At 40.9% G+C, this 26,598-nt stretch carries 20 protein-coding genes and 3 pseudogenes; 20 read left to right on the forward strand and 3 right to left on the reverse strand.

The genetic code is table 11. The annotated features are described in order from the left end of the window. The first annotated feature begins 534 nt into the window (after positions 1-534). Together ACRCJ0_RS00225 and glmS are read left to right on the forward strand one after the other, a co-directional pair. Positions 535-1,245: a LysM peptidoglycan-binding domain-containing protein gene (locus ACRCJ0_RS00225; RefSeq protein ID WP_431389120.1), complete on the forward strand. Its 711-nt coding sequence runs from the start codon at positions 535-537 to the stop codon at positions 1,243-1,245. Between the two features lie 469 nt (positions 1,246-1,714). Further along, a complete protein-coding gene (gene glmS, locus ACRCJ0_RS00230; RefSeq protein ID WP_431389121.1) occupies positions 1,715-3,526 on the forward strand; it encodes a glutamine--fructose-6-phosphate transaminase (isomerizing) in 1,812 nt (603 codons plus the stop codon). Positions 3,527-3,780: 254 nt separating this feature from the next. Here glmS and ACRCJ0_RS00235 read toward each other — a convergent pair. Continuing rightward, a pseudogene (locus ACRCJ0_RS00235) lies at positions 3,781-4,314 on the reverse strand (transposase); the annotation flags it as partial. A 27-nt stretch (positions 4,315-4,341) separates the two neighbouring features. Here ACRCJ0_RS00235 and ACRCJ0_RS00240 point away from each other — a divergent pair. From ACRCJ0_RS00240 to purB, 9 genes and pseudogenes are all read left to right on the forward strand, one after another. Then, positions 4,342-4,692: a Tn7-like element transposition protein TnsE gene (locus tag ACRCJ0_RS00240; RefSeq protein ID WP_431389122.1), complete on the forward strand. Its 351-nt coding sequence runs from the start codon at positions 4,342-4,344 to the stop codon at positions 4,690-4,692. A 73-nt stretch (positions 4,693-4,765) separates the two neighbouring features. After that, a pseudogene (locus tag ACRCJ0_RS00245) lies at positions 4,766-5,947 on the forward strand (type I restriction-modification system subunit M); the annotation flags it as partial. A gap of 735 nt (positions 5,948-6,682) precedes the next feature. Beyond that, a complete protein-coding gene (purC, locus tag ACRCJ0_RS00250; protein WP_003142099.1) occupies positions 6,683-7,405 on the forward strand; it encodes a phosphoribosylaminoimidazolesuccinocarboxamide synthase in 723 nt (240 codons plus the stop codon). 3 nt (positions 7,406-7,408) lie between these two features. After that, positions 7,409-7,669, forward strand: a complete 261-nt coding sequence (gene purS / locus ACRCJ0_RS00255; RefSeq protein ID WP_091264757.1) for a phosphoribosylformylglycinamidine synthase subunit PurS — start codon at positions 7,409-7,411, stop codon at positions 7,667-7,669. A 2-nt stretch (positions 7,670-7,671) separates the two neighbouring features. After that, positions 7,672-8,355: a phosphoribosylformylglycinamidine synthase subunit PurQ gene (gene purQ, locus ACRCJ0_RS00260; protein ID WP_003142095.1), complete on the forward strand. Its 684-nt coding sequence runs from the start codon at positions 7,672-7,674 to the stop codon at positions 8,353-8,355. Next, entirely contained in the window at positions 8,352-10,583 is a 2,232-nt protein-coding gene (gene purL / locus ACRCJ0_RS00265) for a phosphoribosylformylglycinamidine synthase subunit PurL (RefSeq protein ID WP_431389123.1), read from the forward strand. Before purQ ends, purL begins: the two co-directional genes overlap by 4 nt. Continuing rightward, entirely contained in the window at positions 10,559-12,010 is a 1,452-nt protein-coding gene (gene purF / locus ACRCJ0_RS00270) for an amidophosphoribosyltransferase (RefSeq protein ID WP_003142092.1), read from the forward strand. Before purL ends, purF begins: the two co-directional genes overlap by 25 nt. Continuing rightward, a pseudogene (locus ACRCJ0_RS00275) lies at positions 12,009-12,113 on the forward strand (hypothetical protein); the annotation flags it as partial. The gene purF and the pseudogene ACRCJ0_RS00275, both read left to right, overlap by 2 nt. 12 nt (positions 12,114-12,125) lie before the next feature. Continuing rightward, a complete protein-coding gene (gene purB / locus ACRCJ0_RS00280; RefSeq protein WP_094518550.1) occupies positions 12,126-13,421 on the forward strand; it encodes an adenylosuccinate lyase in 1,296 nt (431 codons plus the stop codon). A 694-nt stretch (positions 13,422-14,115) separates the two neighbouring features. On the opposite strand, the gene ACRCJ0_RS00285 is transcribed toward purB, so the two are convergent. Further along, positions 14,116-15,006, reverse strand: a complete 891-nt coding sequence (locus ACRCJ0_RS00285; protein ID WP_069285456.1) for an SDR family oxidoreductase — start codon at positions 15,004-15,006, stop codon at positions 14,116-14,118. Between the two features lie 344 nt (positions 15,007-15,350). Next, complete coding sequence (locus ACRCJ0_RS00290; protein ID WP_149255835.1) at positions 15,351-16,058, reverse strand: glucosamine-6-phosphate deaminase; 708 nt, start codon at positions 16,056-16,058, stop codon at positions 15,351-15,353. A 193-nt stretch (positions 16,059-16,251) separates the two neighbouring features. Here ACRCJ0_RS00290 and ACRCJ0_RS00295 point away from each other — a divergent pair, with 193 nt between their 5' ends. The 9 genes from ACRCJ0_RS00295 to ACRCJ0_RS00335 all read left to right on the forward strand — a co-directional run bounded on the left by ACRCJ0_RS00295 (position 16,252) and on the right by ACRCJ0_RS00335 (position 26,592). Next, positions 16,252-18,063 (forward strand): PTS mannitol transporter subunit IICB, encoded by a 1,812-nt coding sequence (locus ACRCJ0_RS00295; protein WP_271735916.1) that lies wholly within the window; start codon positions 16,252-16,254, stop codon positions 18,061-18,063. Positions 18,064-18,098: 35 nt separating this feature from the next. Next, positions 18,099-20,171, forward strand: a complete 2,073-nt coding sequence (locus ACRCJ0_RS00300; RefSeq protein ID WP_271735915.1) for a BglG family transcription antiterminator — start codon at positions 18,099-18,101, stop codon at positions 20,169-20,171. A gap of 258 nt (positions 20,172-20,429) precedes the next feature. Then, the gene (locus tag ACRCJ0_RS00305; protein WP_271735914.1) at positions 20,430-20,873 is read left to right on the forward strand and encodes a PTS sugar transporter subunit IIA; all 444 of its coding nucleotides are present in this window, start codon (positions 20,430-20,432) and stop codon (positions 20,871-20,873) included. Then, positions 20,874-22,010 (forward strand): mannitol-1-phosphate 5-dehydrogenase, encoded by a 1,137-nt coding sequence (locus ACRCJ0_RS00310; protein ID WP_431389124.1) that lies wholly within the window; start codon positions 20,874-20,876, stop codon positions 22,008-22,010. A 218-nt stretch (positions 22,011-22,228) separates the two neighbouring features. After that, entirely contained in the window at positions 22,229-23,413 is a 1,185-nt protein-coding gene (locus ACRCJ0_RS00315) for an aminotransferase class I/II-fold pyridoxal phosphate-dependent enzyme (RefSeq protein WP_431389125.1), read from the forward strand. Between the two features lie 26 nt (positions 23,414-23,439). After that, positions 23,440-24,294, forward strand: coding sequence for a MetQ/NlpA family ABC transporter substrate-binding protein (locus ACRCJ0_RS00320; protein WP_431389126.1), 855 nt, complete (start codon positions 23,440-23,442; stop codon positions 24,292-24,294). Positions 24,295-24,388: 94 nt separating this feature from the next. Then, positions 24,389-25,273 carry a VOC family protein gene (locus tag ACRCJ0_RS00325; RefSeq protein ID WP_431389127.1) on the forward strand — a complete coding sequence of 295 codons (885 nt, stop codon included), beginning with the start codon at positions 24,389-24,391 and terminating at the stop codon, positions 25,271-25,273. Between the two features lie 129 nt (positions 25,274-25,402). Next, positions 25,403-26,185 (forward strand): SDR family NAD(P)-dependent oxidoreductase, encoded by a 783-nt coding sequence (locus ACRCJ0_RS00330; protein ID WP_431389128.1) that lies wholly within the window; start codon positions 25,403-25,405, stop codon positions 26,183-26,185. A gap of 47 nt (positions 26,186-26,232) precedes the next feature. Next, complete coding sequence (locus ACRCJ0_RS00335; protein WP_016897290.1) at positions 26,233-26,592, forward strand: hypothetical protein; 360 nt, start codon at positions 26,233-26,235, stop codon at positions 26,590-26,592. Positions 26,593-26,598: the final 6 nt, after the last annotated feature.

The following is a 26,598-nucleotide window of genomic DNA, read 5'->3' on the forward strand; positions in this document are numbered from 1 at the left end:
TATTGCTTTGAAATAAGTAAATACCCGATAGCTTATCTAAATATTTGTACTATTAGACATTTAAAAATAACATTTTGCAATTATCATATGTCATATTACAGAACGATTGCGATTTGACATGAATTTAAAACACTTATATAAAGGCTTTATTAGGGACTTTGTTTATTTAATTCATAATAAAAACGCCTAATTTTCCGGTAATATGACATCATTTGTGAGAACAATTGTGATTATCACTTTATATATATAATTTTAGTGCTATAGTGTTACAAAGTTGTTACAAATTTACATAAGGTTTTCAAAAACCCCGGATTTAATGTCAAGGCAGTTAAGAGGCTTTAACAGATGCCTGATTTACATGACTTAAAAAAAGGCCCGTGTTAAGATATTGCTTGTAGATGAGACAGGTGTTCTTTATCTAGAATATAGTCGCACGATAAAGATGCGGTAAATAGCGGGTCATCCACTTGATGGCAGCAGACAACTTAAAAAAAAATTAAAAAGCAGTATTCTTATTAAGGAGAGTATTTACACATGAAATTGAACAAAATTATCTTAGGTACGTCATTTGCATTAGCAGGTTTATTCGCTGCTACAAACAACAATAACGTAGAAGCAGCTACTTGGTCTGCTCGTACAGTTGCTGAAGTTTCAGCTGACTTAGAAGCTACAGACGATACAACAACTTCATACACTATCCAATACGGTGATACTTTAGCAGCTATCGCTAAAGCATCTGACGTAAGTGTAGATGCATTAGTTGCAATCAACGACATCCAAAACGCTAACGTCATCTTCCCAGGCACTAAACTTTCATTCACTAAAGATGAAACTACTGGTGAAGTTAATGAAGTAACAGTTGAAGATTCTGTATCAGAAGAAGCAACTACTTACGATGTAACTGAAGAAGAAGTAACTGAAACAACTTACGAAGCGCCAGCTGAAGAAACTTATGTAGCAGAAGAAACTACATATGAAGCACCAGCAGCTGAAACAACTGCATCAACTACTTCATACTCTAGCAATTCAGCTAAAGAAATCATCGCTCAACGTGAGTCAGGTGGATCTTACACAGCTTACAACGCTGCAGGTGGCTACTACGGTCGTTACCAATTAAACCCAACATTAGTAGCTTACGGTGCATCTCCAGCTGAGCAAGAAGTTGCTGCTGACAAATATGTTGCTGAGCGTTACGGTTCATGGGATGCTGCTTTAGCATTCTGGAATGCTAACGGTTGGTACTAAGACAAAGTTTCTTCTATATAGAAACGGTTATTTAAAATACAATCAAATGAGTCAGGTTTTCCTGGCTCTTTTTTTGTATGCTAGCAATCTAGTTAGCGGATAACCTACATATCTTCTTAAGAGAAGGTTAAATTATAGCCATTAACAACAAAAAAGGTTGACAATAACTTTTTGTATTTATAGAATGTAAAGAGCTATTACTTTTAATAAAATCTCAAACGTAATTTTTGGGATAGCGCCAGGCTTGCTTAGCAAGTGACGAGGACTGAATTGATCGAAATATTCGGCGGATGATTCAGGGGTTGTACAATCCACAGGTGGGAAAAAAGTAAGGCAATCAATGATCTAGACCATCATTTTGCCTTATCAAATTACCGCCACGTACGTAGTAGCCAAATATAAATTGCGATAAGACACCTATATGAATAGGGTCTAATTTTATGTCGCCAAATTAGGAGGAAACTGCAACATGTGTGGTATTGTAGGTTATATTGGAAATGGATCAGCTCAAGAGGTATTATTAAACGGTTTAGAGCGTTTAGAGTATCGTGGATATGATTCAGCAGGTGTATACGTTGTTGATGGAAATGGTCAAAACGGTCATTTATTCAGAGAAGAAGGACGTATCGCTAAACTACAAAGTGAAGTGGACATGACATTAGATGCCCATACAGGTATTGGACATACACGTTGGGCAACACATGGTGAACCAAGCGTTCGCAATGCCCATCCACATCAATCTTCAACAGGTCGTTTCACATTAGTACATAACGGTGTTATCGAAAACTACCGTGAAATGAAAGAAGACATCTTATCTGATGTGACTTTCCACTCAGATACAGATACAGAAGTAGCTGTTAACTTAATCGAACACTTCGCATTAACAGAAGGCTTAGATGCAGAAACTGCATTCTTAAAAGCCTTAAACGTGATTGAAGGTTCATATGCATTTGCATTAATCGATTCAGAACAACCAGGTGTTGTTTTTGCAGCGAAAAACAAATCACCTTTATTAATTGGTAAAGGAACTGACTTCAATACAATCGTTTCTGATGCAATGGCATCAATCGATTTAACTGACCAATACGTTGAAATTCATGACGGTGAAATGGTTATCTTAACTGAAGACAACGTTACTATTAAAAACTTAGCTGGCGAAACAATCGAACGTGCACCATATACAGCACAATTAGATGCCAATGACTTAGATAAAGGGACATACCCTTACTACATGATCAAAGAAATCGACGAGCAACCAGCTGTAATGCGTCGTATTATCCAAGAATACTCTGACGATAACAACGAATTAACAGTTGATCAGGAAATCGTTGATGCGATTAATGCAAGCGACCGCATCTACATCATCGGTGCAGGTACTTCAATGCATGCAGGTTTAGTTGGTAAAAACATCATCGAAAAAATGGTTAACATTCCAGTTGAAGTTCATGTAGCATCTGAATTTGCTTACAACATGCCGGTATTGAGTGAAAAACCATTCTTCATCTACCTAACACAATCTGGTGAAACTGCAGATAGTCGTCAAGTATTGGTTCAAACCAACAAATTAGGCTACAAATCATTAACAATCACTAACGTGAAAGGTTCTACTTTATCACGTGAAGCTGACTACACATTATTATTACATGCAGGTCCAGAAATTGCTGTAGCATCTACTAAAGCATACACTGGTCAAATCGCAGTAATGGCTGTATTAGCTGAAGCTTTACGTCGTGACTTAGGATTCGAAGCACAATTTGACATGGAACATGAATTATCAATCATCGCCAACGCTATTCAAGTAATGATCGATGATAAAGATGAAATTCATGAATTAGCGACTGAATTATTCACTGATAAAGCAAGTGCTTTCTACATCGGCCGTGGTATCGACTACGAAGTAAGTCGTGAAGCTGCCTTGAAAATAAAAGAGATTTCATATATTCAAGCTGAAGGTTTCGCTTCAGGTGAATTGAAACATGGTACAATCTCGCTTATCGAAGATGGTACGCCAGTGGTCGGTGTAATCACTCAAGAAAATACCGCTGCTCACTCTCGTGGTAATATTGAAGAAGTGCGTTCGCGCGGAGCGAATACATTAATCATCTCTATGGAAGGTTTGGACCGTGAAGGTGACGATATTGTCATCCCAGCAGTAGAACCATTGTTATCTGCACTTGTATCAGTCATTCCAACGCAGTTACTAGCATACTATGCGTCATTAGACCGCGGTTTAGATGTAGATAAGCCACGTAACCTAGCGAAGTCAGTAACAGTAGAATAATAAACTTTATCACAAATTTTATTTTGTAGTTTTATAAAAAAGTCTGATTATTTATAATAAAGTTTGAGTAAAACAACCTTTATGGGTATGATGTCCATAAAGGTTGTTTTTTTATTTTAGAATTAAAAAATATTGGCTCTTCGTCAAATAGGATTGATGAGTAATGTTTGCCAGGTAATCATTAGATTACCTGGTTTTTTATACTCTTTTCCATTATTCATTTTTATCTTTATACTATGCTTTCGGAGCAGCCCTTAGGCTGCTTGTACTACCGGTATTTCATTTAGATATAGCTTGTTCGTCATTAATATCCTAGTTCTAAAATTTTGGAAGTTTCGGTATCCATAGGCTATCCGTTTTAAGACCTTAATTTTATTATTCAAACCTTCTATTCGGCCATTCGTTAAGTGTTTATATTTGAAAGTATGCCCAATATATCTTTGAAGTTTGATAAATGTACGCAACACTCGTCTTAGTCCGCTTGGTAATTTAACTAACTTGGACTGCGCTAACTGAGCTTTAAATGCTTCAGAATCATTCTCTTGGAGTGACTCACGCAAGTTATGGATAAGATTATAGGTGTCTTTTAATAATGGATTCTTGTCCAGTAAATAATCTAAAGTACCACCGGTATTTGTAAGCCAATCGAATAACTTGAATGATTGATAATCCCATGAGCTTGGGATTTCTCGGGACATTAAGGATAGTCGCCAATACCTTTTATACTTATTGTACAAGCTATGGTCAGGAACTCTAAAGGCATTCATTACTTCAATACGTAACTTATTTAATTCTAGATTTAATGCTTAAACTAAGTGGAAGCGATCGATAATAATTTTGGCATTGGGAAATACCTCTCAAACAACTTCCATATAAGGCATGTACATGTCCATTGTGACCGTTTCTTAAAAGGACATCATTATTTCATTTTGGAAATAGAACGTGAGTATAAATCCCTTTCGATGTTTATTTTAGGAGCACAACAGGGAATCCATTGGGATATTGTTATTGAGCAATTACTAGGGAATTTGGTCAAAGATAATGGTGCATGGTTGAAAGAATCGTTGAAAGAGATTGAAGACAAAGGCGTTACCGTCCAGAAGGCGAAGCATAGTAAGAAAAATTATGAACATAGGGCCAAATTATTATTATCTAAAATCATCTAAATTTAAAATTTGAATATATTGTTATTTGTAATTTTGTGTGCTGAAAAATTGATACAATAGATATAGAAAATACATGGCTACAGCAAACTTAGGTTTTGAAGAAAAGTTATGGAAGATGGCAGATAAATTACGAGGATCAATGGATTCTGGTGAATATAAAAATGTGGTATTAGGGTTATTATTTTTAAAATATGTGTCTGACGCATTTGAAGAAAAATATGCGGAGTTAAAAGCGGATGAATGGGCAGATGAAGAAGACCGTGATGAATATGTTGCGGAGAATATATTCTTTGTACCGAAAGAAGCACGTTGGTCATTTATTAAAGATAATGCTAAAAAACCCGAAGTAGGTCAATTAATTGATGCTGCGATGGTTGCAATAGAGAAAGAAAATCCGTCATTAGTGGGGGTATTACCTAAATCATTTGCACGCCCGGAATTAGATAAAACACGTCTAGGTGAAACAATTGATTTATTTTCATTTAAAGTCGGTGATGAAGATAGTCGAGAAAAGGATGTTATCGGACGAGTATATGAATATTTCTTAAGTAACTTTGCGAGCGCAGAAGGAAAAAATGGCGGTGAATTCTACACACCATCTTCAGTTGTAGGTTTATTGGTTGAAATGTTAGAACCATACAAAGGCCGTGTATATGACCCTGCATGTGGCTCTGGCGGTATGTTCGTACAATCCTCTAAATTCGTTAAAGAACATCAAGGGCGTATTGATAATTTGTCTGTATATGGTCAAGAATCTAATCCGACGACATGGAAACTTTGTAAAATGAACTTAGCAATTCGTGGGATTGATGGCAATATCGGATCTCATAATGCAGATACATCTTTAAATGATTTACATAAGGGGTTAAAAGCAGATTATATTATGGCCAATCCACCATTCAATATTAAAGATTGGGGTGGTGATAAACTACAAGATGATATGCGCTGGCAATATGGCATGCCTCCAGAAGGAAATGCCAACTATGCTTGGGTACAACATATGATTTCAAAACTAGCACCAGCTGGTACAGCAGGTTTTGTTTTAGCGAATGGCTCTATGTCTTCTAACTCAGGTGGCGAAGGTGAAATTCGTAAAAATTTAATCGAAAATGATTTAGTTGAATGTATTGTTACACTACCAGGTCAACTATTTTACTCAACGCAAATACCTGTATGTTTATGGTTCGTATCGAAAAATAAAATGAAGACAGGCAAACGTGAACGCAATAATAAAATTCTTTTTATTGATGCACGTATAAGTACTGCAGAATGAGAGGTCTGAATGAAGCGATGCCGACCCCGCATGACAACAGGTAAATGGGTCTGTCTTCTCGCTTCAATGGGATATTTGTATGTGTCTTGAACAGGGCAAATGAGCTTCCGCTTTTAAGTTCAGCCAGATGAATCTTGTATCTTGAGCGCTCTGCTCTAAGGCGAGTCGTGATGCCGATTGTGTTTTCTTCTGGAAGAGTTGCGATCGACATATGCCGGACCAGCCCTTTGTCAGGTTTTTCTTCGCTATTGAATCCTTCCAGTACCAGGTGAGTGTGCGCGCCTTCTTCCCAGGTGAAGCCCTCTGGGAGGTCGAGGTAGAATGTTTTTGTGTCTGTGGCCTCATCAATGACGTCTACAAGGGTTGTCTAGTATATCTGCATGTGAATCATCTCCTAAGTGTGAGTCTGTCAGCGAATTGTGTTTAATTAAATTTTGTGAATAGTTTTACGAACTCTGATCTTAAAATCACTATTCAAGGATAAATAGTCAGCAATGTTCGTTAATTACAAAACATTAGAATATTTTAATCTGTAAATTCAGCTTTATAAACATGAAACATGAACATTATACAAAATGTCACTCATAAATAGACGCTCAAAGGTTGACTCTATTCCTTAGACAATCTATGATAAGGCTATATCGATAAATTAGAACGATTGAAAGTATAGATGTGTTTAATGTTCGTGTTTAACCAAGTTCTGAAAGGGGTATTCAGTTGATAAAGAGAGACCTGTTATATGAAGGCAAGGCAAAACAATTATATGAGACCAGTGAACCCAACATCCTTTGGGTCACGTATAAAGATCAGGCCACAGCTGGGAATGGAGCCAAGAAAGAAGCCATAGCCGGTAAAGGGCAGCTGAATAACCAGATTACCAGCATGATCTTCAAAAAGCTGAAGGAGAAGGATATTCCAAGTCACTTCATCATGGAAGTGTCTGAAACGGATCAGCTGATTGAAAAAGTGGATATGTTCGATCTTGAGGTTGTCGTCAGAAATGTCGCTGCTGGAAGCTTTTCCAGACGCCTCGGTGTAGACGAGGGGACGGAGCTGGCCTTTCCGGTTCTGGAATTTTACCTCAAGGATGACGGACTGAACGATCCGCTCATTAATGATGATCATGTGCTTGCACTTAATCTGGCTGACCAGAAAGAAATTGACGAAATTAAAAGACAGGCTCACAACATCAACCAGTCGCTGATTGAGATTTACAGTGAGGCCGGCATCAGATTGATCGACTTCAAGCTGGAATTTGGAAAGGCTGCGAAAGAACAAATCGTTCTGGCAGATGAAATTTCACCGGACACATGCCGTCTATGGGATGAAAAGACGAACGATCGTCTGGACAAGGATGTCTTCAGACAGGATCTCGGCGACATTATCCCACTATATCAGGAAGTACTCGACCGTCTGACGAGAGATCAAAAGGAGAAGTGACTCATGTATAACGTAAAAGTATATGTAACCTATAAAGAATCAATTCTGGATCCTCAGGGAGAAGCGGTAAGAGGAGCCGTTCACCGTATGGGCTTCGATGAAATTGAAGATATTCGTATCGGGAAGTATTTTGAAATCAAAGTGTCAGATACTGCCGACCGTTCAGTTGAAGAAGTCATTGAAACGATCTGCGACAAGCTTCTGGCAAATGTCGTGATGGAAAGCTATCGCTATGAAATCGAACGAGTAAAGGAGACGGTCTAAGCATGAGATTTGCAGTGATCCAGTTTCCAGGTTCCAATTGCGATGTCGATCTGCTTCATGCAATCAGAGACGGTGTAGGAGAAGAAGCTGAATACGTGCCTCACACTGCAGAAAGTCTGGACGGCTTTGATGGTGTCCTGCTTCCTGGAGGTTTTTCGTATGGTGATTACTTAAGAAGTGGTGCCATCTCCCGCTTTTCAAATGTGATGAGTGAAGTGACTCGCTTTGCAGAGGAAGGCAAGCCAGTCTTTGGTACCTGCAACGGATTCCAGATTTTAGTTGAAGCAGGACTTCTGCCTGGGGCTTTGCAGCGTAACGAAAACCTTCATTTTATCTGTAAGACAGTGGAACTGGAAGTGGTCAATAACCGGACGAAATTTACCTCTGAATATGACAAGCAGGAACTCCTCACCATACCCGTCGCTCATGGCGAAGGGAATTATTACTGTGATGAAGAGACACTTGCGGAACTGAAAGCCAACAATCAGATCGTATTCACCTATGCGTCAGACAATCCGAACGGCTCAGTTGAAAATATCGCAGGGATTATAAACAAACAAGGCAATGTTCTGGGTATGATGCCGCATCCTGAGCGGGCAGTCGAAGATCTTTTAGGCTCAAGTGACGGGCTGCGCTTTTTCGAATCGATGGTCAAGAACTTTATAAAGGAGACTGCAGAGGTATGAAGACATTACATGAACCGACGGCCGAACAGATCAGAGATCAGAAAATCTATGCTCAGTGGGGACTGACGGATGAAGAATACCGCATGATTTCCGAGGACATAATCAAACGTCTGCCTAACTATACGGAAACTGGCCTGTTTTCAGTTATGTGGAGCGAGCACTGCTCGTATAAAAACTCCAAACCGGTGTTGAGAAAATTCCCGACAGAGGGACCTCAAGTGCTTCAAGGTCCTGGTGAGGGTGCCGGAATCGTTGATATTGGAGACGGTCAGGCCGTTGTGTTTAAAGCGGAAAGTCATAACCATCCATCCGCTGTTGAACCTTATGAAGGGGCGGCGACAGGTGTCGGAGGCATCATTCGTGATATTTTCAGTATGGGTGCCCGTCCGATTGCGATGCTGGATTCTTTACGGTTCGGTGAACTCGACAACGAACGGACAAAGTATCTGCTTGAAGAAGTCGTGGCAGGAATCGGCGGCTACGGCAACTGTATCGGGATTCCGACAGTCGGCGGAGAAATTGCCTTTGATCCCGTCTACAGAGGGAACCCGCTGGTTAATGCCATGTGTGTCGGTCTGATCGACCATGAGGATATTCAAAAAGGCCAGGCTAAAGGGATCGGTAATACGATCATGTATGTCGGAGCCAAAACAGGTCGTGACGGCATTCACGGCGCAACCTTTGCTTCGGAAGAATTCAGTGATGAAGAAGAGGCTGAGCGTTCAGCTGTACAAGTTGGCGATCCGTTTATGGAAAAACTTCTGATGGAAGCATGCCTGGAACTGATCCAGGACCACAGCGATATTCTCGTCGGTATCCAGGATATGGGAGCCGCGGGACTGGTCTCATCCAGTTCAGAAATGGCATCAAAAGCGGGAAGTGGACTGATCCTTAATCTGGACGATGTGCCGCAACGTGAAGCAGGCATGACGCCCTATGAAATGATGCTCTCGGAGTCTCAGGAACGGATGCTGATCTGTGTGACGAAAGGCTCTGAAGATCGTGTTAAAGAGCTGTTCTCACGTTATGAACTGGATGCAGTAACTATTGGAGAAGTGACTGGTGACGGGCAGTATCGTCTGTACCATGAAGGAAGACTGGTCGCTGACTTACCGGTAGACGCATTGGCGGAAGAAGCACCTGTCTATCATAAACCATACACTGAGCCGGAACGTATTCAGGCATTTAAAAAGCTTGATCCATATAAACCGGACATCACTGATACAGAAGAAACATTGAAACAACTCATGCAGCAGCCTACAGTTGCTTCAAAAAAATCGATTTTTGAAACATATGATTCAATGGTCAGAACAAACACCGTGGTCGGTCCAGGAAGCGATGCGGCAGTTCTGCGCATCAGAGGGACCCGCAAGGCGCTTGCCATGACGACTGACTGTAATGCCCGCTACCTTTATCTCGATCCGGAGAAAGGTGGACAGATGGCTGTAGCAGAAGCTGCAAGAAATATCGTGGCAAGCGGGGGCGAGCCACTGGCAATAACGGACTGTCTGAACTACGGGAATCCCGATAAGCCTGAAGTGTTCTGGGAGCTGTGGACATCCGCGGATGGGATTGCCAAAGCCTGTACGACATTAAATACACCTGTCATTTCAGGAAACGTATCGCTATACAACGAAACAAATGGGGAAGCGATCTATCCGACACCTATGATTGGCATGGTCGGACTGGTCAAGGATCTAGATCATGTGACAACATCAGAATTTAAACAGGCTGGGGATAAAATTTTCGTCATTGGGGAAACAGAAGCTGACTTTAACGGATCTGAACTGCAGAAAATGCAACTGGGGAGAATCGAAGGAGAGCTTTTCGATTTTGATATAGATAAAGAAAAAATGATTCAGGATAAAGTTCTGCAGGCGATTCGTGAAGGACTTATTCAAAGTGCACATGACTGTTCTGAAGGTGGACTGGCCGTGGCGCTGATGGAATCAGCCTTTGGGAATGAGCTGGGGCTGTCTGCGACACTAGATATGCCGTCAGAGTGGCTGTTTTCAGAATCGCCGTCCCGTTTTGTTCTATCTGTCAGATCTGAAAACGCCGAAGCAGTCAAAGAAGTATTTGGACAAGATGCCGTTGAAATCGGTGAAGTAAAAGATACACGAATCGCTGAAATCCGTACGCAGACGGAAGAGCTGACTATTGATGTTAAAGAATTGAAAGACTTATGGGAAGGAGCCATTCCTTGGTTGCTGAAATCAAAAGCTTAAATGAAGAATGTGGCGTATTCGGTGTGTGGGGACACCCGGATGCAGCTCAGCTGAATTTTTTCGGTCTGCATAGCCTGCAGCACCGCGGTCAGGAAGGCGCAGGGATTGTGACCAATCGCAATGGGCGTCTGAAAGGACACCGTGACTTGGGACTTTTATCTGAAGTGTTTAAAGATGAACGTGAACTGATCCGCCTGTCGGGAGAAGCTGGGATTGGACATGTCCGTTACAGCACTGCCGGTAGCAACAGTATCTTAAACATTCAACCGTTCCTGTTCAAGTTTCACGATGAGGAGCTGGCGCTGGCCCATAATGGGAATTTGATCAATGCAGTGAGTCTGCGCCAGGAACTCGAGCAGGCTGGGGCGATTTTTCATTCAAACTCGGATACTGAAATCCTGATGCACCTGATCCGTAAAAGCAAGCAGGATACACTGATCGACCGAATCAAAGAAAGTCTGAATACCGTAAAAGGTGCGTTTGCTTATGTCATGCTGACGCCTGATGCATTGATCGGTGCACTGGATCCGAACGGTTTCCGTCCTTTATCCATTGGACAGATGGAAAATGGTGCCTACGTACTTGCAAGTGAAACCTGTGCCCTTGATGTTGTCGGAGCAGAATTTGTCCGTGCCGTTCAGCCGGGTGAACTGGTTATTATCGATGATTCGGGTTACCGAATCGAAACCTATACTGACCAGACACTGCTTCAGATCTGCTCCATGGAATTTATCTACTTTGCTCGCCCGGATTCAAATATTGCTGGAGTCAATGTCCATACTGCACGTAAGAATATGGGCAAACGTCTGGCTGAAGAAGCACCGGTCGATGCAGATATGGTTATCGGTGTCCCTAACTCATCTTTGTCCGCAGCTAGCGGGTATGCAGAAGCGAGTGGGATCCCTTATGAAATGGGACTAGTCAAGAACCAGTATGTTGCACGCACATTCATCCAGCCGACTCAGGAACTGAGAGAACAAGGTGTAAGAATGAAACTCTCTGCTGTTCGAGGTGTGGTGGCCGGTAAGAAAGTGATCATGGTGGATGATTCCATCGTTCGCGGCACGACTAGCCGACGCATCGTTCAGTTATTGAAAGAAGCTGGAGCAGCGGAGGTACATGTCCGCATTTCATCTCCACCTTTGAAATACCCATGTTTCTACGGAATCGATATTCAGAACCAGAAAGAACTGATTGCTGCAGATTATTCAGTGGAAGAAATCCGAGAGAAAATCGGTGCAGACAGTCTGTCATTTTTAAGTGTCGAAGGGACAGTGGACTCGATCGGACTGAAGTTCGATGCGCCACATAATGGTCTGTGTATGTCTTACTTTACTGGAGACTACCCGACACCTTTATATGACTATGAAACAGACTATATGAATACTCTGGCTAAACTCAGAGAAAGCAAGCCGTTAAGGGTATAAAAAACAAGACAAGACCGGGCGAAAGATGGGGCACGTGACCATACTGACGGCTGATACCGAGAAGACACTGAAAGACATTGAAGAAACGAAAATCTGGAATTAGGAGACTGGTATAATGATCGAACGCTACACGCGACCTGAAATGAAAGAATTATGGTCAGAGGAGAACCGCTACAAGTCATGGCTGGAAGTTGAGATCCTAGCTGATGAAGCCTGGGCCGAACTGGGAGAGATTCCTAAAGAAGACGTTCAGAAGATCCGAGCGCATGCCTCTTTTGATATTGCCCGTATTCTGGAAATCGAAAAAGAAACGAAACATGACGTGGTCGCTTTCACACGAGCCGTTTCTGAAACGTTGGGAGACGAAAAGAAATGGGTCCACTACGGATTAACCAGTACAGATGTCGTTGATACAGCTTACGGTTACCAGCTGAAACAGGTCAATGATGTACTCAGAAAAGACCTTCAGCAGCTGCTTGAAGTTATCGGTGAAAAAGCGAAAGAGCATAAGCATACGGTGACCATGGGACGCACGCACGGTGTTCACGCTGAACCGACTACCTTTGGTCTGAAGCTGGCGCTCTGGTATTCAGAAATGAAACGCCACATCGAACGGTTCGAACACGCAGCTAAAGGCGTAGAAGCCGGAAAAATCAGTGGAGCAGTTGGAACGTTTGCCAATATCCCGCCATTTGTTGAAAAGTATGTCTGCGATAAACTGGGAACGCGTCCTCAGGAAATTTCGACCCAGGTTCTGCCGCGCGATCTGCATGCGGAATATATTAGCACCATTGCCCTTATTGCAACCAGCGTTGAAAAGTTTGCGACCGAAATCAGAGGCCTGCAGAAGTCGGAAACTAGAGAAGTGGAAGAAGGTTTTGCTAAAGGTCAGAAAGGCTCCTCAGCAATGCCTCACAAACGTAACCCGATCGGATCTGAGAATATGGCCGGACTGGCGCGTGTGATCAGAGGGCACATGGTGACAGCTTACGAGAACGTCAGCTTATGGCATGAGCGTGATATTTCGCACTCATCTGCGGAACGCATTATTTTGCCTGACAGCACGACCCTGCTAAACTACATGCTGAACCGATTTGCCAATATCGTCTGCAATCTGACCGTGTTCCCTGAGAACATGAAACGCAATATGGATGCAACACTTGGTCTGATCTACAGCCAGCGTGTATTGCTGAAGCTGATCGATAAAGGCCTCAGCCGGGAAGAAGCTTACGACCTGGTTCAGCCCAAAACTGCCATTGCTTGGGATGAACAGACAGCATTCCGACCACTGCTTGAAGAGGACGAGAAGATTATGTCCATTCTGAATGCTGAAGATATCGAAGATGCTTTTGACTATAACTACCATCTGAAAAATGTAGATGAAATATTTGAACGTGTTGGACTGAATTAATTTAAGCACCTGTCGGGACAGTAAAAGGGATTGTTTCGGCAGGTGTTGTTTGGTAAGACCGTAATGGAATTTTTGAATTAAGTTTGATAGCTTATAAAATGTAGGCTAAAATGTTTTAATTTTAAATTGTCTAGTTTCGGATTTTGACTCAATTCTGAACAGATATATGGAAATAATCAAACTTTTTTATAAAAAGAAAATCTGCTTAACTATGAAACCCGTATGTTTTGATCAATCTTTGTTCAAAACGCGTGAGTTTCTTTTATGATAAAAACAAAGTTTGTAGCTTCCTTTTAATCAAACTTTATTTCAAACCAACACATTTTCGAGCTTAACTCGTTTGATTGTCTGATTATGTGAGAAATAGGGTGGGGGAACATTGTTTCTAAATCAATGCCACCGATGTGAAAAAGCCAAGCAATTATCCTATTGCTTGGCTTTTTTATCATTTATTTAGTATGTAAAATAAAAAAAACCAGGAGAAGCTAGTTTTTTTAGAAAGGGAATAATGACTATATTGCTCAGTATTTTATCATGTGTTTGGTGGGTTACTTTCAGCTTAGTAACCTAATTAAGGCTATAAATGATTTAGTCGATTATATAAATAATAAGAGATTCAAGCTTATCCCTAAAGCTAAGCTTGACCTCTTATTAAAGCTTTTATTTGTCATAATCACTTAATGATGCACATTGATTATTCAGTAGAGATGGTGCTACCACCTGTAACTTTAATAATTTCTCCACTGATATAAGAAGAATCATTTGAAGCAAGAAAAACATAAGTCGGCGCAAGTTCAGCAGGCTGACCGGAACGTTCTAGTTGAGTATCTTGCCCAAAACTTTCTAGTCCACCCTCTAGTTGTCCACCATCTAATTGTAATGGTGTCCATACTGGACCAGGTGCTACACCATTGACCCGAATGCCTTTTGGTGCAAAGTATCCAGATAATAGGGCGGTGAAAGTTGATATTGCCCCGTTAGTTACGGCGTAATCGAAGAAAGAAACTGAAGGATTAAATGAATTCACGGAAGAAGTTGTAACAATTGTACTTCCAGGCTCTAGGTATTTTTCAGCTTCTTTCACTGATTCATACATACTGATAATATTTACTTGGAAGGTGTCTCTCACTTGTTGCATTGGTAGATCTTCAAGCTTTTCATGAGCAATTTGCTGCGCTGCATTTAAAACTAAAATATCTAGTGCACCAAAGGCCTTAACTGTTTCTGACACAATTTTAGCGCCATTTCCCTCTTCCTTAAAATCGTATGGTAATAAGAGTGCTTTACGACCTTCTTTTTCAATCAACTCTTTTACTTCCTCAGCGTCTGATTCTTCGCCTGGTAGGAAATGGATAGCCACATTGGCACCTTCTCTTGCGAAGGCGATAGCTACCGCTCGACCAATACCGGAATCTCCTCCTGTAATTAGCGCATTACGACCGGTTAGTTTTCCTGAACCTTTATAAGTGTCTTCACCGCAGTCAGGTACAGGTTTCATTTTATTTTGCAGAGCCGGTCCCTCTTGGTCTTGTTTAGGGAATCCGTCTTTATGATATAGTTCCTTTGGATTTTTTAAGTTAGACATATGAAATTCCTCCTATGTGACCTATCCAATATTAGTTATATTATTCACTATAACAACGCTTTATTAGATTTGCAAATATTTACCATTATCTTATAAAGCGTTGTGCGATGCCCTCTATATAATCTCCGATATGCATACGAAAGTTTTGTAAAAGGAAGATGCAATAAATAAAAGACACAGGGTATAGTATAAGTATGAATCATTGAAAGGCAAAATGATTGAAAGTTGTATACACTGACTAAAGGAAGGATTGTAGTAATAAGGAATGTACAATTAAATAGCCCATGACACCGACTCTAAGTCTGTCATAAGCTATTTGTTTATTTATAAGTAAAACTCGGTGACTATTTATTTAAGAGGCTTGCAGCAGCACTATCTAGGTAAACAGTCACATTAGGATGTTCTTGTAACAGACTTGCAGGTACATCTTCAGTCACAGGACCTTCAACCATATCCTTAACCGCTTGAGCTTTAGATTCACCAAAAGCTAGTAGTAGTATACGTTTAGATTGCATGATAGATGCTAGTCCCATAGAGAAAGCTTTGGTTGGTACATCTTCTACAGAATCGAAGAAACGAGCATTTGCTTGAATAGTACTTTCTGCTAAGTCTACTAATTGCGTTTTCGTATGGCGAGAAGAACCTGGCTCGTTGAAACCGATATGTGCATTTTGTCCAATACCTAGAATTTGTAAGTCAATTGGATGCTCATCTAATAGTGTATTGTAGCGAGTAATTTCTGCCTCAACATCTGTTGCTAAACCGTTAGGGATGAACGTTTCTTTGAAAGGTTTCTTACTGAAAAGGTGCTTGTCCATAAAAGTTGCGTAGCTTTCTGGGTGGTTAGCAGGTAAGCCAAAATATTCATCTAGGTTTAAAGCAGTTGCGTTACTAAAGTCTAAGTTAGAAGATGTTAAATATTCATATAAATCTTCTGGTGTTGAACCCGTTGCTAAACCAAAAGTTGTTGCACCGCTGGCTAATGCCTGGTCAAATTCATGTAAAACCTCTTTAGATGCTTCTTTTGCGGTATCAAAAATCTTGATATCCATAAATAATCCTCCTAAAATGTGAATTTTTGATCAAAATCTGAACTTTACTGTCAGTCTATCATAGAAAGGTAGAAAGAGGAACAAAGAAAAAGTGTCATGCTTAAGTGTGCCAAACTTACATGCTGAAATCATTGTAACCGCTTCCGATTACGAATAAGATTATAGATGAATTAAACAAAGGAGGAGAACGCTTATGTCGGAGAAAACAAAAGATTCAGGTTTAAAGGCATCAGTTCAAAAATTAGGTTCTTATTTATCTAGTATGGTTATGCCCAATATCGGGTCATTTATTGCTTGGGGGATTATTACAGCACTGTTCATTCCAGATGGGTGGATGCCAAATGAAGCATTAGCAAACTTAGTAGGTCCAATGCGTGACTACCTACTACCAATTTTAATCGGTTATACCGGTGGTTCCATGGTTTATGGTCAACGTGGGGCTGTAACTGGTGCCATCGCCACAATGGGTGCGGTTGTAGGGGCCTCAGAAATTGTAACAGGTCAAGCAACAGTGCCAATGTTTATTGGGGCAATGGTTTTAGGTCCTTTAGGTGGTTGGGCCATCAAGAAATTTGATGAGAAATTCCAAGATAAAATCCCGTCAGGTTTTGAAATGTTGGTTAACAACTTCTCAATCGGGATTATCGGTTTCTTATTAGTATTAGTTGGTTTCTATGCAGTTGGGCCATTCGTTTCAGGAATGACAACCATCTTTGCAACAGGTGTAGACTGGATTATTCAAAGACGATTACTACCATTGGCTAATGTATTTATCGAGCCAGCCAAGATTCTATTCCTTAATAACGCATTGAACCATGGTATTTTAACGCCATTAGGGTCACAACAAGTAGCAGAAACAGGTCGTTCAATTCTTTACCTATTAGAAGCCAACCCAGGTCCTGGTCTAGGTATTCTATTAGCCTTTACCGTATTTGGAAAAGGGTCAGCAAGATCATCAGCACCGGGTGCGATTATTATCCACTTCCTAGGTGGTATTCATGAAATCTACTTCCCATATGTGATGATGAAACCTTTATTATTCCTAGCCGTTATTGCTGGTGGGGTATCAGGTACATTAACTTTCCAACTATTAAATGCAGCCTTAACTGGTCCAGCATCACCAGGTTCAATCATTGCCATCCTTGGTATGACAGCACCAGGTGCATACATTGGTGTTATCGGTGGGGTATTAGTTGCAACACTTGTTTCATTCTTAGTAGCGGCACCAATTATTAAAATGGACCGTGAACAAGACCAAGCCAACTTTGAAGAAAGCCAAGCGGCGGCTAAAGCAGCAAAAGCAGATTCAAAGGGTCAATCAACTGAAGATACAAACGTTGGGTCAGCATCAGTAGAAGGTGAAATTCCAGCGCCAGAAGATATCAACAGCATTATTTTCGCATGTGACGCAGGCATGGGATCAAGTGCCATGGGTGCTTCTCTATTACGTAAAAAAGCGAAAAAATTAGGTTACGACATGTCGATTACCAATACAGCCATTTCTAAATTGGAAAATCAAGCGGGCGTCTTAGTTATCACACAAGAAGAGTTAACGGACCGTGCTAAACGACAAGCGCCTTTAGCTGTTCACGTATCAGTAGGGAACTTCTTAGACGGTGACCGTTATGATGAAATTTTAGGTGAAATGCAGGCAGCATCTGAAGAAGAGGCGAGCCCAGCAGCACAGGAAAGTCCAGCAACCACTACAAGAGGTGTTGTTCATACAAATGTACAGTTAATTCAAGTACCTTTCCATGAAGATAAACCGTCTGCTTCAGTCATGGCAGCATCTAACTTACGAAATGAATTGAAAAAAGCGGGCTCAGACCTTGTTGCTGAAGCAGTACCTTTTGCACAATTACAAAATTACCCGCAAACGTTGATTATCGTTGATGCAGACACGGTTCACCCTGCTAAAGAAGTGGCTCCGGAAGCACAATTTGAAGAAGTTTCGAAATTATACGAGCAAAACCAGTACAACAAGCTGTTAGATAAGGTAAATTAGTCATATCGAAACATGTAGAGTTTGACTAAGGAGCGATGGAAGTGTATTTTACAGAGCGAGAAAAGAGTATCTTGAATTTATTGCTGGCCTATCCAAAAGGTGTGACCCAAAAAGACATCCAAGATGAACTCGATATAAGCAAACGCACAGTGTATCGTGAAATTAGCCATATTGAAGAGTCGCTCAGACAGCTGAACTTGCGGTTAGACAAGCCAAGAAATGAAGGGTATTACTTAATTGGTAGTGATGAGGACAAGGTGGCGTTGAGGGACCAGCTTAATGCCCATCCTTATGGTGGTTTATCCAAGGCCCAACGCCAAAATGCCATTGCCTTAATGGTCTTGTCGGGTCAAGGGATTAGCACAGTTGAAGCTATGGCCTATGATTTTTCCGTCAGTGTACGGACGCTCAATACGGATATGGCTAGTATAAAAGCCAGTTTGAGTGAATATACTATTCAAATTGAAAGCTCTAGTCATTCTAACTTGAAGGTGAAGGGTGAAGAGACGGTTATCCGGCAATTAATTGTCAATTTGTTGGATTACAATATCAAGGAAATTGATTTCTTTCTCTATTTCAACCAAATGACTGAACAAGGGCAACTGCCTCATTCAGAGGATGCCTTTTTCATCCAGTTGATCCCGAGTGAGATATATGAAATTGCCCACCAAATATTTAAGTCGGAATTGATTCACCATAAGTTGTCCAACTTACCAGATAACCAATTGAAGACGATTATCCTGAGTTTTGTGGTGAATATTTTCCGTATCCGACAAGGGTATAGTATTCATAGTGAAATCCTAGCTAAAGACCAGTCGAGTCATTTCGTCCGCTTGTCTCATCAAATGTATGAGATTATTGCCAAGGAAATGAAGCTGGCCATTGATTTCAATGAACGCCATATGTTTGCGCGTCAGTTGGAAGGGATGAATTTCAACCGACCACAAAATATCTTCTCCAACAACTTTGATACGGAATTGTCCTATCGAGTGGCGGAGTTAACTAGAAAAATTTCGGCCAAAACAGGTTACGATTTTAGACAGGACAACCGCTTGTTTGAAGACTTATTGACCCATTTAAATGCGGCCTTAAAACGTTTAGACCAAGCGATTACCAGTGATGATATTATCTTAGATAAAATGATTGCAGGCTACCCTAATTTACATGAAGCAGTGGACCTATCGTTGAAAGAGGTCTTTCCGGATGTTACCTTTACTAAGGAAGAGATGGCTTATATTATTATCCATTATGCCTCGTCTATTGAGCGCCAGCCGATCTCCCGCAACTTGAAGATTGTCATCCTAAGTGCTGGCGGGTTTGGTACCAGCAAAATCTTGGAGAGCCGTTTTTCCAATAAGATTCCAGAAGTGAAGCATTTGGATATTGTGAAGGTTTCGCAGATGTCCAAGGTCGATTATGACCAGTATGATTTGATTTTATCGACTAGTTTCTTGGCAGGCTTTAATTATCCATATCAGGTGATTTCGCCCTTACTTTTGGATGATGAGATTATGGCGATTCGCCAAGAGATTAAACACTTATCGCAGTCAAAAGAGCGTACCCAGGCGAGTCAACAGGCAAATGGGTCAGCGGACATGCAGTTTGAACGACTTTATCAATTGGTCAATACGGCCAATAAGATTCTCGAGAAATTTGATATTCACCAAGTTCAATCTAAGGAAACAGTTGAAGCTAGTTTGTTAGAAATCATCCAGGGATTATCTGACCAAGTGGTGGAGGATCCTGACCAAGTGACGAAACGAGTGATTCAGCGCTATCTGGAAGCGCCCATTGGGATTCCGCATTCAAACATTGCCTTATTCCACTCGACCAACCCACAAGTCAAGGAAGCCTTCTTCTCCATATATGAATTAGACCGACCGTTTGAAATATTGGGCATGGACCGGACGACAATTAAATTGAAACGAATCTTGTTATTACTAGCCCCAGAACCATTATCTAGGGAAAATGAACTGTTGCTGGGTAAGATATCCTCTTCCATCATTGACAATGATTTGAACACGGAAATCTATAAAAGTGGGACAAAGGCCATCGTATTACAACTATTGAGTGCATTGTTTGTAGAAGAAACCACCACATTTGAATAAAGGATGAGACAAAAAGGGCGCGAACGAGACCGCTCAGCTCAACAACACTGGAAGACTAAGACAGTACCGCACGCAGTGAGGTGTAACTCAGTGTGAAGTGGACTTGAGCTGGTCGAGCGAACCCGACTAGGATGTGAGAGCCCGTAACTTTAAGTTACAAGTGAGATTAAAAAGGGTGCGAACTCAATACTGGGTGAGCGCAAGGAAACCGAGTCTGGACTTTACAGTGCAGCTCAAGCAAAATAAGGATGTGATTGAATGGAATTGAAAAAAGAGTTAATACAGTTGAATAATACATTTACAACAAAAAAGGAAGCCATTCGCGCTGCCGGCCAATTATTGGTACAAGATGGTGCGGTAGATGCTGATTATGTAGAGGGTATGATCGAGCGTGAAGGCATTGTGTCTACATACATGGGCAATTTTGTCGCTATCCCACATGGTACAGACGATAGTAAAAACCACGTCAACCATACGGCAATTTCTTTTGTGCAAGTGCCAAAGGGCGTTAACTTCTCTGATAATAGTAAAGAAGAGAAATTAGCTGTGGCTATTTTTGGAATTGCTGGCGTTGGTGATGATCACTTAGATTTATTGTCTAAAATTGCAGTCTACTGTTCAGATGTGGCCAACGTTGTCCGTCTAGGAGATGCAAAAACGGCTGAAGAAGTTATTGATATGTTGAAGGAGGTTGAAGCGTAAATGAAAGCTGTACATTTTGGTGCTGGCAATATTGGTCGTGGATTTATAGGTGAAATCTTACATAAGAATGGTTTCGACATCACTTTTGTAGATATTAATGAAACATTAATCGATGCCTTAAACGCTCGTGATAGTTACGAAATTGAATATGCTGATGAGGCTCACCAACGTTTAACTATTTCTGGTTTCAGTGGATTAAACAACGGTAAAGAACCTGAAGCGGTAGCTCAAGCGGTAGCTGAAGCCGATATTGTGACAACTGCTATAGGACCTAATATCTTACCTTATATTGCTGAATTAATTGCTAATGGCATTAAATTACGTCGGGAGAATGACGATACACGTCCAATGGATATTGTTGCTTGTGAGAACATGATTGGTGGGACTGATTTCTTAAATGAGAAAGTGTCAGCTTATTTCGATGAGGTTGATCGTATCTACGTTGACCAATATATTGGTTTCCCTAATGCAGCAGTTGACCGTATTGTTCCTATGCAAAGTCACGAAGATCCTCTGTTTGTATCTGTTGAACCTTTCAGTGAATGGGTAATTGACCAAACAAATGTAAAAGGTACTCAAATCCAACTTGAGGATGTATTGTATGTAGAAGATTTACTTCCTTATATTGAACGCAAATTATTCTCTGTGAATACTGGTCATGCCACAACAGCCTATACTGGTAAACACTTTGGATATGAAACAATTGACCAGGCCTTAGAAGACGACAATGTCTTACAACAATTACAAGCAGTGTTAGCAGAAACTGGTGCCTTATTAGTTGAAAAATGGGGCTTTGACCCTAAAGCACACGCAGCTTATGCCAACAAAATCGTAGGCCGTTTCCAAAACAGCCACATTTCAGACACTATTACACGTGTTGCCCGTACACCAATCCGTAAATTAGGTTACGACGAACGCTTTATCCGTCCAATTCGTGAGGCAAAAGAACGTGGCCTAGCTTACGACGCTTTACTTGAAACAGTCGCATACATTTTTGAATACAGTGACGCAGACGATGAACAAAGCCAAGAACTGCAAAAAATGTTAGCAGACCAACCACTTGACCAAGTTATTCAAACGGTTACTGGACTTGAAGACGCTGACTTAGTAGCTGAAATTGCTAGTAAAATTAAATAATGATCCAGGCAGGTTATTTTGAAATAACCGTATTAAGATGGGGATTGCAATGTCCGGTTGCAATCCCCTTTTTCAATGATTTGTGATAGTTATAACCGTTCAATATACGACGGAAATCGATATCTTCAAATAATTGATATGGAGGAGATTAAAAGGTAAAGTGGCTATAACTCATTGGATAGAGACCGCATAGTTTTTATCAGAAAGGACGGTGGCATATGGTTGATTTTCAACCTTCAAATATTTTTCAATTCTTGCCAAGTCAATATTTCTCAAGTTTAACGGCAGCGATATCGGACCTTAAGAGTCGCTATGATGACGTGATCGATTTAGCGGTTGGGACGCCAGATTTACCGGCACCACAAGCCCTGAAAGAGGCGTTACGGTCGGCTATCGATAACCCGAAATATGACCGGTATGGCCCGTATCGCGGGGAAGACTTGCTAAAGCAAGCGGTGGCCAAGTTTTACCACCATCAATTTGGGGTAGACATTGATCCAGAAACAGAAGTGGCTCTATTCCACGGGTCTAAAGAGGCCATTATGAAGGTGAGTCAGGTCTTAGTCAACAAGGGGGACGGAATTTTACTGCCCAATCCTACCTATCCAGACTATCTATCGGCCATTGGTTTAACCCAAGCGGATACGATTTTTATGGACCTACTGGCGGAAAATAATTACCTGGTTGATTTTGACCAGGTTGCCCAAGGGGACCGCGACCGTGCTAAGGTCATGTACCTGAATTACCCCAACAATCCAACGGGCGCCTTAGCAACGCAAAATTTTTTTGAAGAAGCAGTGGCAGTAGCCAAAAACAACAATATTTTTGTGGTTCATGATTTTGCTTATGGGCCGTATGTTTTTGATCACGAGAAGCCCATATCATATTTGGAAACGCCATGTGCTAAGGAAGTGGGACTTGAATTATTTTCTTTGTCTAAAATTTACAATATCCCAGGATGGCGGATTGGTTTTGCAGTGGGAAATGCCCAGGTAGTGGGTTATCTAAATAGCCTACAAGACCATACGACAGTCGGTATGTACGGGGCTATGCAAGAAGCGGTTGCTACTTTAATGGTAGAAGAAAATCAAGATTTTATTGATGAAATGAAAGCTACTTATCAAGCTAGACGAGATGCAGTTATTCGTATATTTAACCAGGTGGGTATTGAAGTGGTGCCATCTAAGGGAACAATTTACCAATGGATGAAGACGCCAAGTGGGCTAGATGCAGAGACTTTTGTGCAAATTCTTGCTGAAGAAGTGCATGTGGCAGTGGCGCCGGGTAATGGTTTTGGTAGTGCAGGAGAGGGGTATATCCGAATTGGCTTAATTGCTGATACAGTTATTTTGCAAGAAGCAGCTAGTAGGATTGCTCGAGTATACAAGCAATTCAATAACTAATCATTATATATGGAGGAGAATAACAGATGAAGAAATGGACTAAAGGGTTGTTAACGGTATTAGGGACGGCGACACTTGTATTAGCTGGTTGCGAAAATCAAGCAAGTGAATCAACAGCTACTAATGAAGATGAGACGGCAACATCGGGCTTGCTAGAAGATTGCGTCCTAACGATTGGTGTCACAGCAGGTCCCCACGAAGAAATTTTTGAATTAGTAAAAGAAAAAGCAGCAGCGGATGGTTTGGATATTGAATTAGTGGTATTCAATGATTATATTGCACCAAATACTGCCTTAGCGGACGGTGAATTAGATCTTAACTCTATTCAAACTGGGCCTTATTTAGAAACCGTGATCGCAGATACAGGCTATGAATTTACACAGGCCTTCGAAAATATCACGATTCCAATGGGGGTATACTCTGAACAGTACGATACAGTAGATGAATTACAAGAAGGCGATACGATTGCAGTACCAAATACCCCTTCTCAAGAAGGGCGCGCACTTCTAGTATTAGAACGAGCTGGTGTCATTACTTTGCCTGAAGGGTTAGGTATTGCCGCTACAGTGGATGATATTGAAGAAAATCCATTGAATTTAAACTTTATTACCGGTGATCCAGCTCAATTTATCGCCCAATTACCGGATGTTGCAGCAGCGGGCATCAACTCAAACTACATCCTAGACGCAGGCTTATCAGCTGAAGAACTAGCCATTGCTATGGAAGATCCTGAAGATACTACATGGGTAAACTGGGTTGTATCACGTACTGAGGACGCCGAAGATCCCGTTATCGCACAACTAGAAGAATATTATAAGACAGACGAAGTTAAAACCTTTATCGAAGAAACATTCAAAGGTGCAGTAGTTGCTTCTTGGTAAAAAGTATAGCCGTTTTTATTCGACATTCATTGGTTTTTAGCTTATTCTTTACTTATAAGTATTGGAAGAGTTCAATGTTGAAGGAGCGATAAATATGCGACAAATTGCGATCCAGTTATGTTTCAACAACCAAGCTGAAGAAGCAGTTAAATACTACACTGAAGTTTTTAGTCAAAGTGAGATTACTCGTGAAATCCACTATCCAATGGCTAAAGGTGAAGCTGTTGCTTACGATTTTACGATCGAAAATCAAGCATTTGCAGCTTTTAATGGGGATAGTGATTTTAAAATGAACCCCTCATTCTCCTTGATGATATCGCTAGATACTGCTGAAGAGGTAGATACTTTATATGCTAAATTAGCAAAAGGTGGAAAAGACTTGATGCCGTTGGATGCTTATCCGTTTAGCGACCGCTATGCTTGGGTAGAAGATCAATTTGGTTTATCATGGCAAATTATGCTGGCACCAGACGTGCCAAAAAACCATAAAATCCGTGTATCTCTATTGTTTGCCGGTCAGTATTGTGGTCAAGCAGAGCAAGCTTTAAAGGATTATGCAGCTATTTTTCAAATGGCAGCGCCAGGCCACATCAATTATTACCAAGAAGGTGAAGCTCAAGATGCGCGTGCTAAGGTGAATTATGCCGAGTTAAATGTTGGCGACCAACAATTAGTCTTTATGGACCATGGTCTTGGTAGTGATGAAGAGTTTTCTGAAGCTATTTCTTTCCAGATCATTGCTGGTGCACAATCAGAAGTAGATTATTACTGGGAAAAATTATCAGCAGATGAAAAATCTGAACGTATGGGTTGGTTGAAAGATAGTCACGGTATTTCTTGGCAAGTAGTGCCACAAGCCTACTTACAAATCATGGAAACAGCCAATGAAGAACAAAAGAAACGAGTCCTAGATGCATTATTTAAAATGAAAAAAATGGATGTAGCCCGTTTAGAAAATGCCAAATTTGGTATCGGCTAACAAGCAATACGGAAGTGGACCTATGCCTATCGTGTCATAGGTCTTTTTGATTGTAAGGGTTTTTATTTTGGTTTAAAAATATTTCGATTATAATATATATAGAAATACAATTTAGAAAGGGGTCTTTTGATGGAATTAGGTTTATCAGGAAAGGTAGCTATTATTACAGGGGCCAGCCGTGGAATCGGATTTGAGACAGCTAAGTCATTAGCGAGCGAGGGGGCTGACGTGACAATTGTTGCCCGCCGTGAGGATCGTCTTGTCGATGCGCAAAGAGCTATTCAAGAAATCACAGGTCGAAAAGTCCACTATGTCGTTGGGGACGTAACTGCCGAAGAAGATGCTAAAAAAGTAGTTGCTGAGACAATTGATCAATTTGGTCGTATTGATATTTTAATTAATAATGCGGGTGGATCGTCTGCCCATAGTTTCGATGCAGTCGACAATGCTGAATGGCAACGAGACTTGAATATTAAAGTTTTTGGTGTAGTGAATTTTACTCGTGAAGTGTTGCCACATTTTAAGAAACAAAATTCAGGTGCTATTGTGAATTTAACCGCTATCGCCGGAAAAACACCTCCAGCTAATTCATTGCCAACGTCAACTAGCCGTGCTGCTGGTCTTGGCTTAACAAAGGAATTAAGTAAAGAATTAGGTGAGTATAATATTCGTGTGAATGCTGTCTCTATTGGTTTAGTGCGTAGTGAGCAAATCGAAAAACGTTGGCAAGACAACGCTGCTGATCAAACTTGGGAAGAATTTTCTAAAAGTCAATCAGCAAATACACCTTTAGGTCGTATTGGTGAAACGGTGGAAGCTGCCAATGCCATTACTTTCTTAGTATCTGATGCAGCTTCTTATATTTCGGGTGTGGCACTCAATATTGATGGTGGTGCGGCTTCAGTCATGTAAATATGTTTTACGGGTAACAAGCTTTGTAGAAGAGGATGTTGAAATACATGAAGAATGTATATAGTATCAATATTATCAAACAAGCGTATAATGTGGATGATGGGCGTCCACGTCATTCCTATGAAAACCAGATCCTACTCTATCATTTGGATGAAAATATCCAAAAAGAAGAATTGATTCGTTTTATTAAAGCGGATAATTTGGAAGAACCTTACGAAGTGGTTGAAGGCACTTCAATCCAATGGGCGGTTGCTAAAGTTATTGATGTTTTTGAAGTTTTAGGACTTGAAGGTCAATTTGATGAAGGACAAGAGGTGTATAGTAGATTTTTCCCGGATGACTATGATTTACCGGTTATTTTAGAAAAGTATTTCCCAGATTATGTGTTTGAGGATGCAAAAGAATAAACGTCT

The organism is Aerococcus sp. L_32, from assembly GCF_050689315.1.

Bases quoted from the DNA above. Each gene is read 5' to 3' on its own strand.
- ACRCJ0_RS00225 (WP_431389120.1), top strand. From the start codon at position 535: ATGAAATTGAACAAAATTATCTTAGGTACGTCATTTGCATTAGCAGGT.
- glmS (WP_431389121.1), top strand. From the start codon at position 1,715: ATGTGTGGTATTGTAGGTTATATTGGAAATGGATCAGCTCAAGAGGTA.
- purS (WP_091264757.1), top strand. From the start codon at position 7,409: ATGTATAACGTAAAAGTATATGTAACCTATAAAGAATCAATTCTGGAT.
- purQ (WP_003142095.1), top strand. From the start codon at position 7,672: ATGAGATTTGCAGTGATCCAGTTTCCAGGTTCCAATTGCGATGTCGAT.
- purL (WP_431389123.1), top strand. From the start codon at position 8,352: ATGAAGACATTACATGAACCGACGGCCGAACAGATCAGAGATCAGAAA.
- purB (WP_094518550.1), top strand. From the start codon at position 12,126: ATGATCGAACGCTACACGCGACCTGAAATGAAAGAATTATGGTCAGAG.
- ACRCJ0_RS00285 (WP_069285456.1), bottom strand. From the start codon at position 15,006: ATGTCTAACTTAAAAAATCCAAAGGAACTATATCATAAAGACGGATTC.
- ACRCJ0_RS00290 (WP_149255835.1), bottom strand. From the start codon at position 16,058: ATGGATATCAAGATTTTTGATACCGCAAAAGAAGCATCTAAAGAGGTT.
- ACRCJ0_RS00295 (WP_271735916.1), top strand. From the start codon at position 16,252: ATGTCGGAGAAAACAAAAGATTCAGGTTTAAAGGCATCAGTTCAAAAA.
- ACRCJ0_RS00300 (WP_271735915.1), top strand. From the start codon at position 18,099: ATGGAAGTGTATTTTACAGAGCGAGAAAAGAGTATCTTGAATTTATTG.
- ACRCJ0_RS00305 (WP_271735914.1), top strand. From the start codon at position 20,430: ATGGAATTGAAAAAAGAGTTAATACAGTTGAATAATACATTTACAACA.
- ACRCJ0_RS00310 (WP_431389124.1), top strand. From the start codon at position 20,874: ATGAAAGCTGTACATTTTGGTGCTGGCAATATTGGTCGTGGATTTATA.
- ACRCJ0_RS00315 (WP_431389125.1), top strand. From the start codon at position 22,229: ATGGTTGATTTTCAACCTTCAAATATTTTTCAATTCTTGCCAAGTCAA.
- ACRCJ0_RS00320 (WP_431389126.1), top strand. From the start codon at position 23,440: ATGAAGAAATGGACTAAAGGGTTGTTAACGGTATTAGGGACGGCGACA.
- ACRCJ0_RS00325 (WP_431389127.1), top strand. From the start codon at position 24,389: ATGCGACAAATTGCGATCCAGTTATGTTTCAACAACCAAGCTGAAGAA.
- ACRCJ0_RS00330 (WP_431389128.1), top strand. From the start codon at position 25,403: ATGGAATTAGGTTTATCAGGAAAGGTAGCTATTATTACAGGGGCCAGC.
- ACRCJ0_RS00335 (WP_016897290.1), top strand. From the start codon at position 26,233: ATGAAGAATGTATATAGTATCAATATTATCAAACAAGCGTATAATGTG.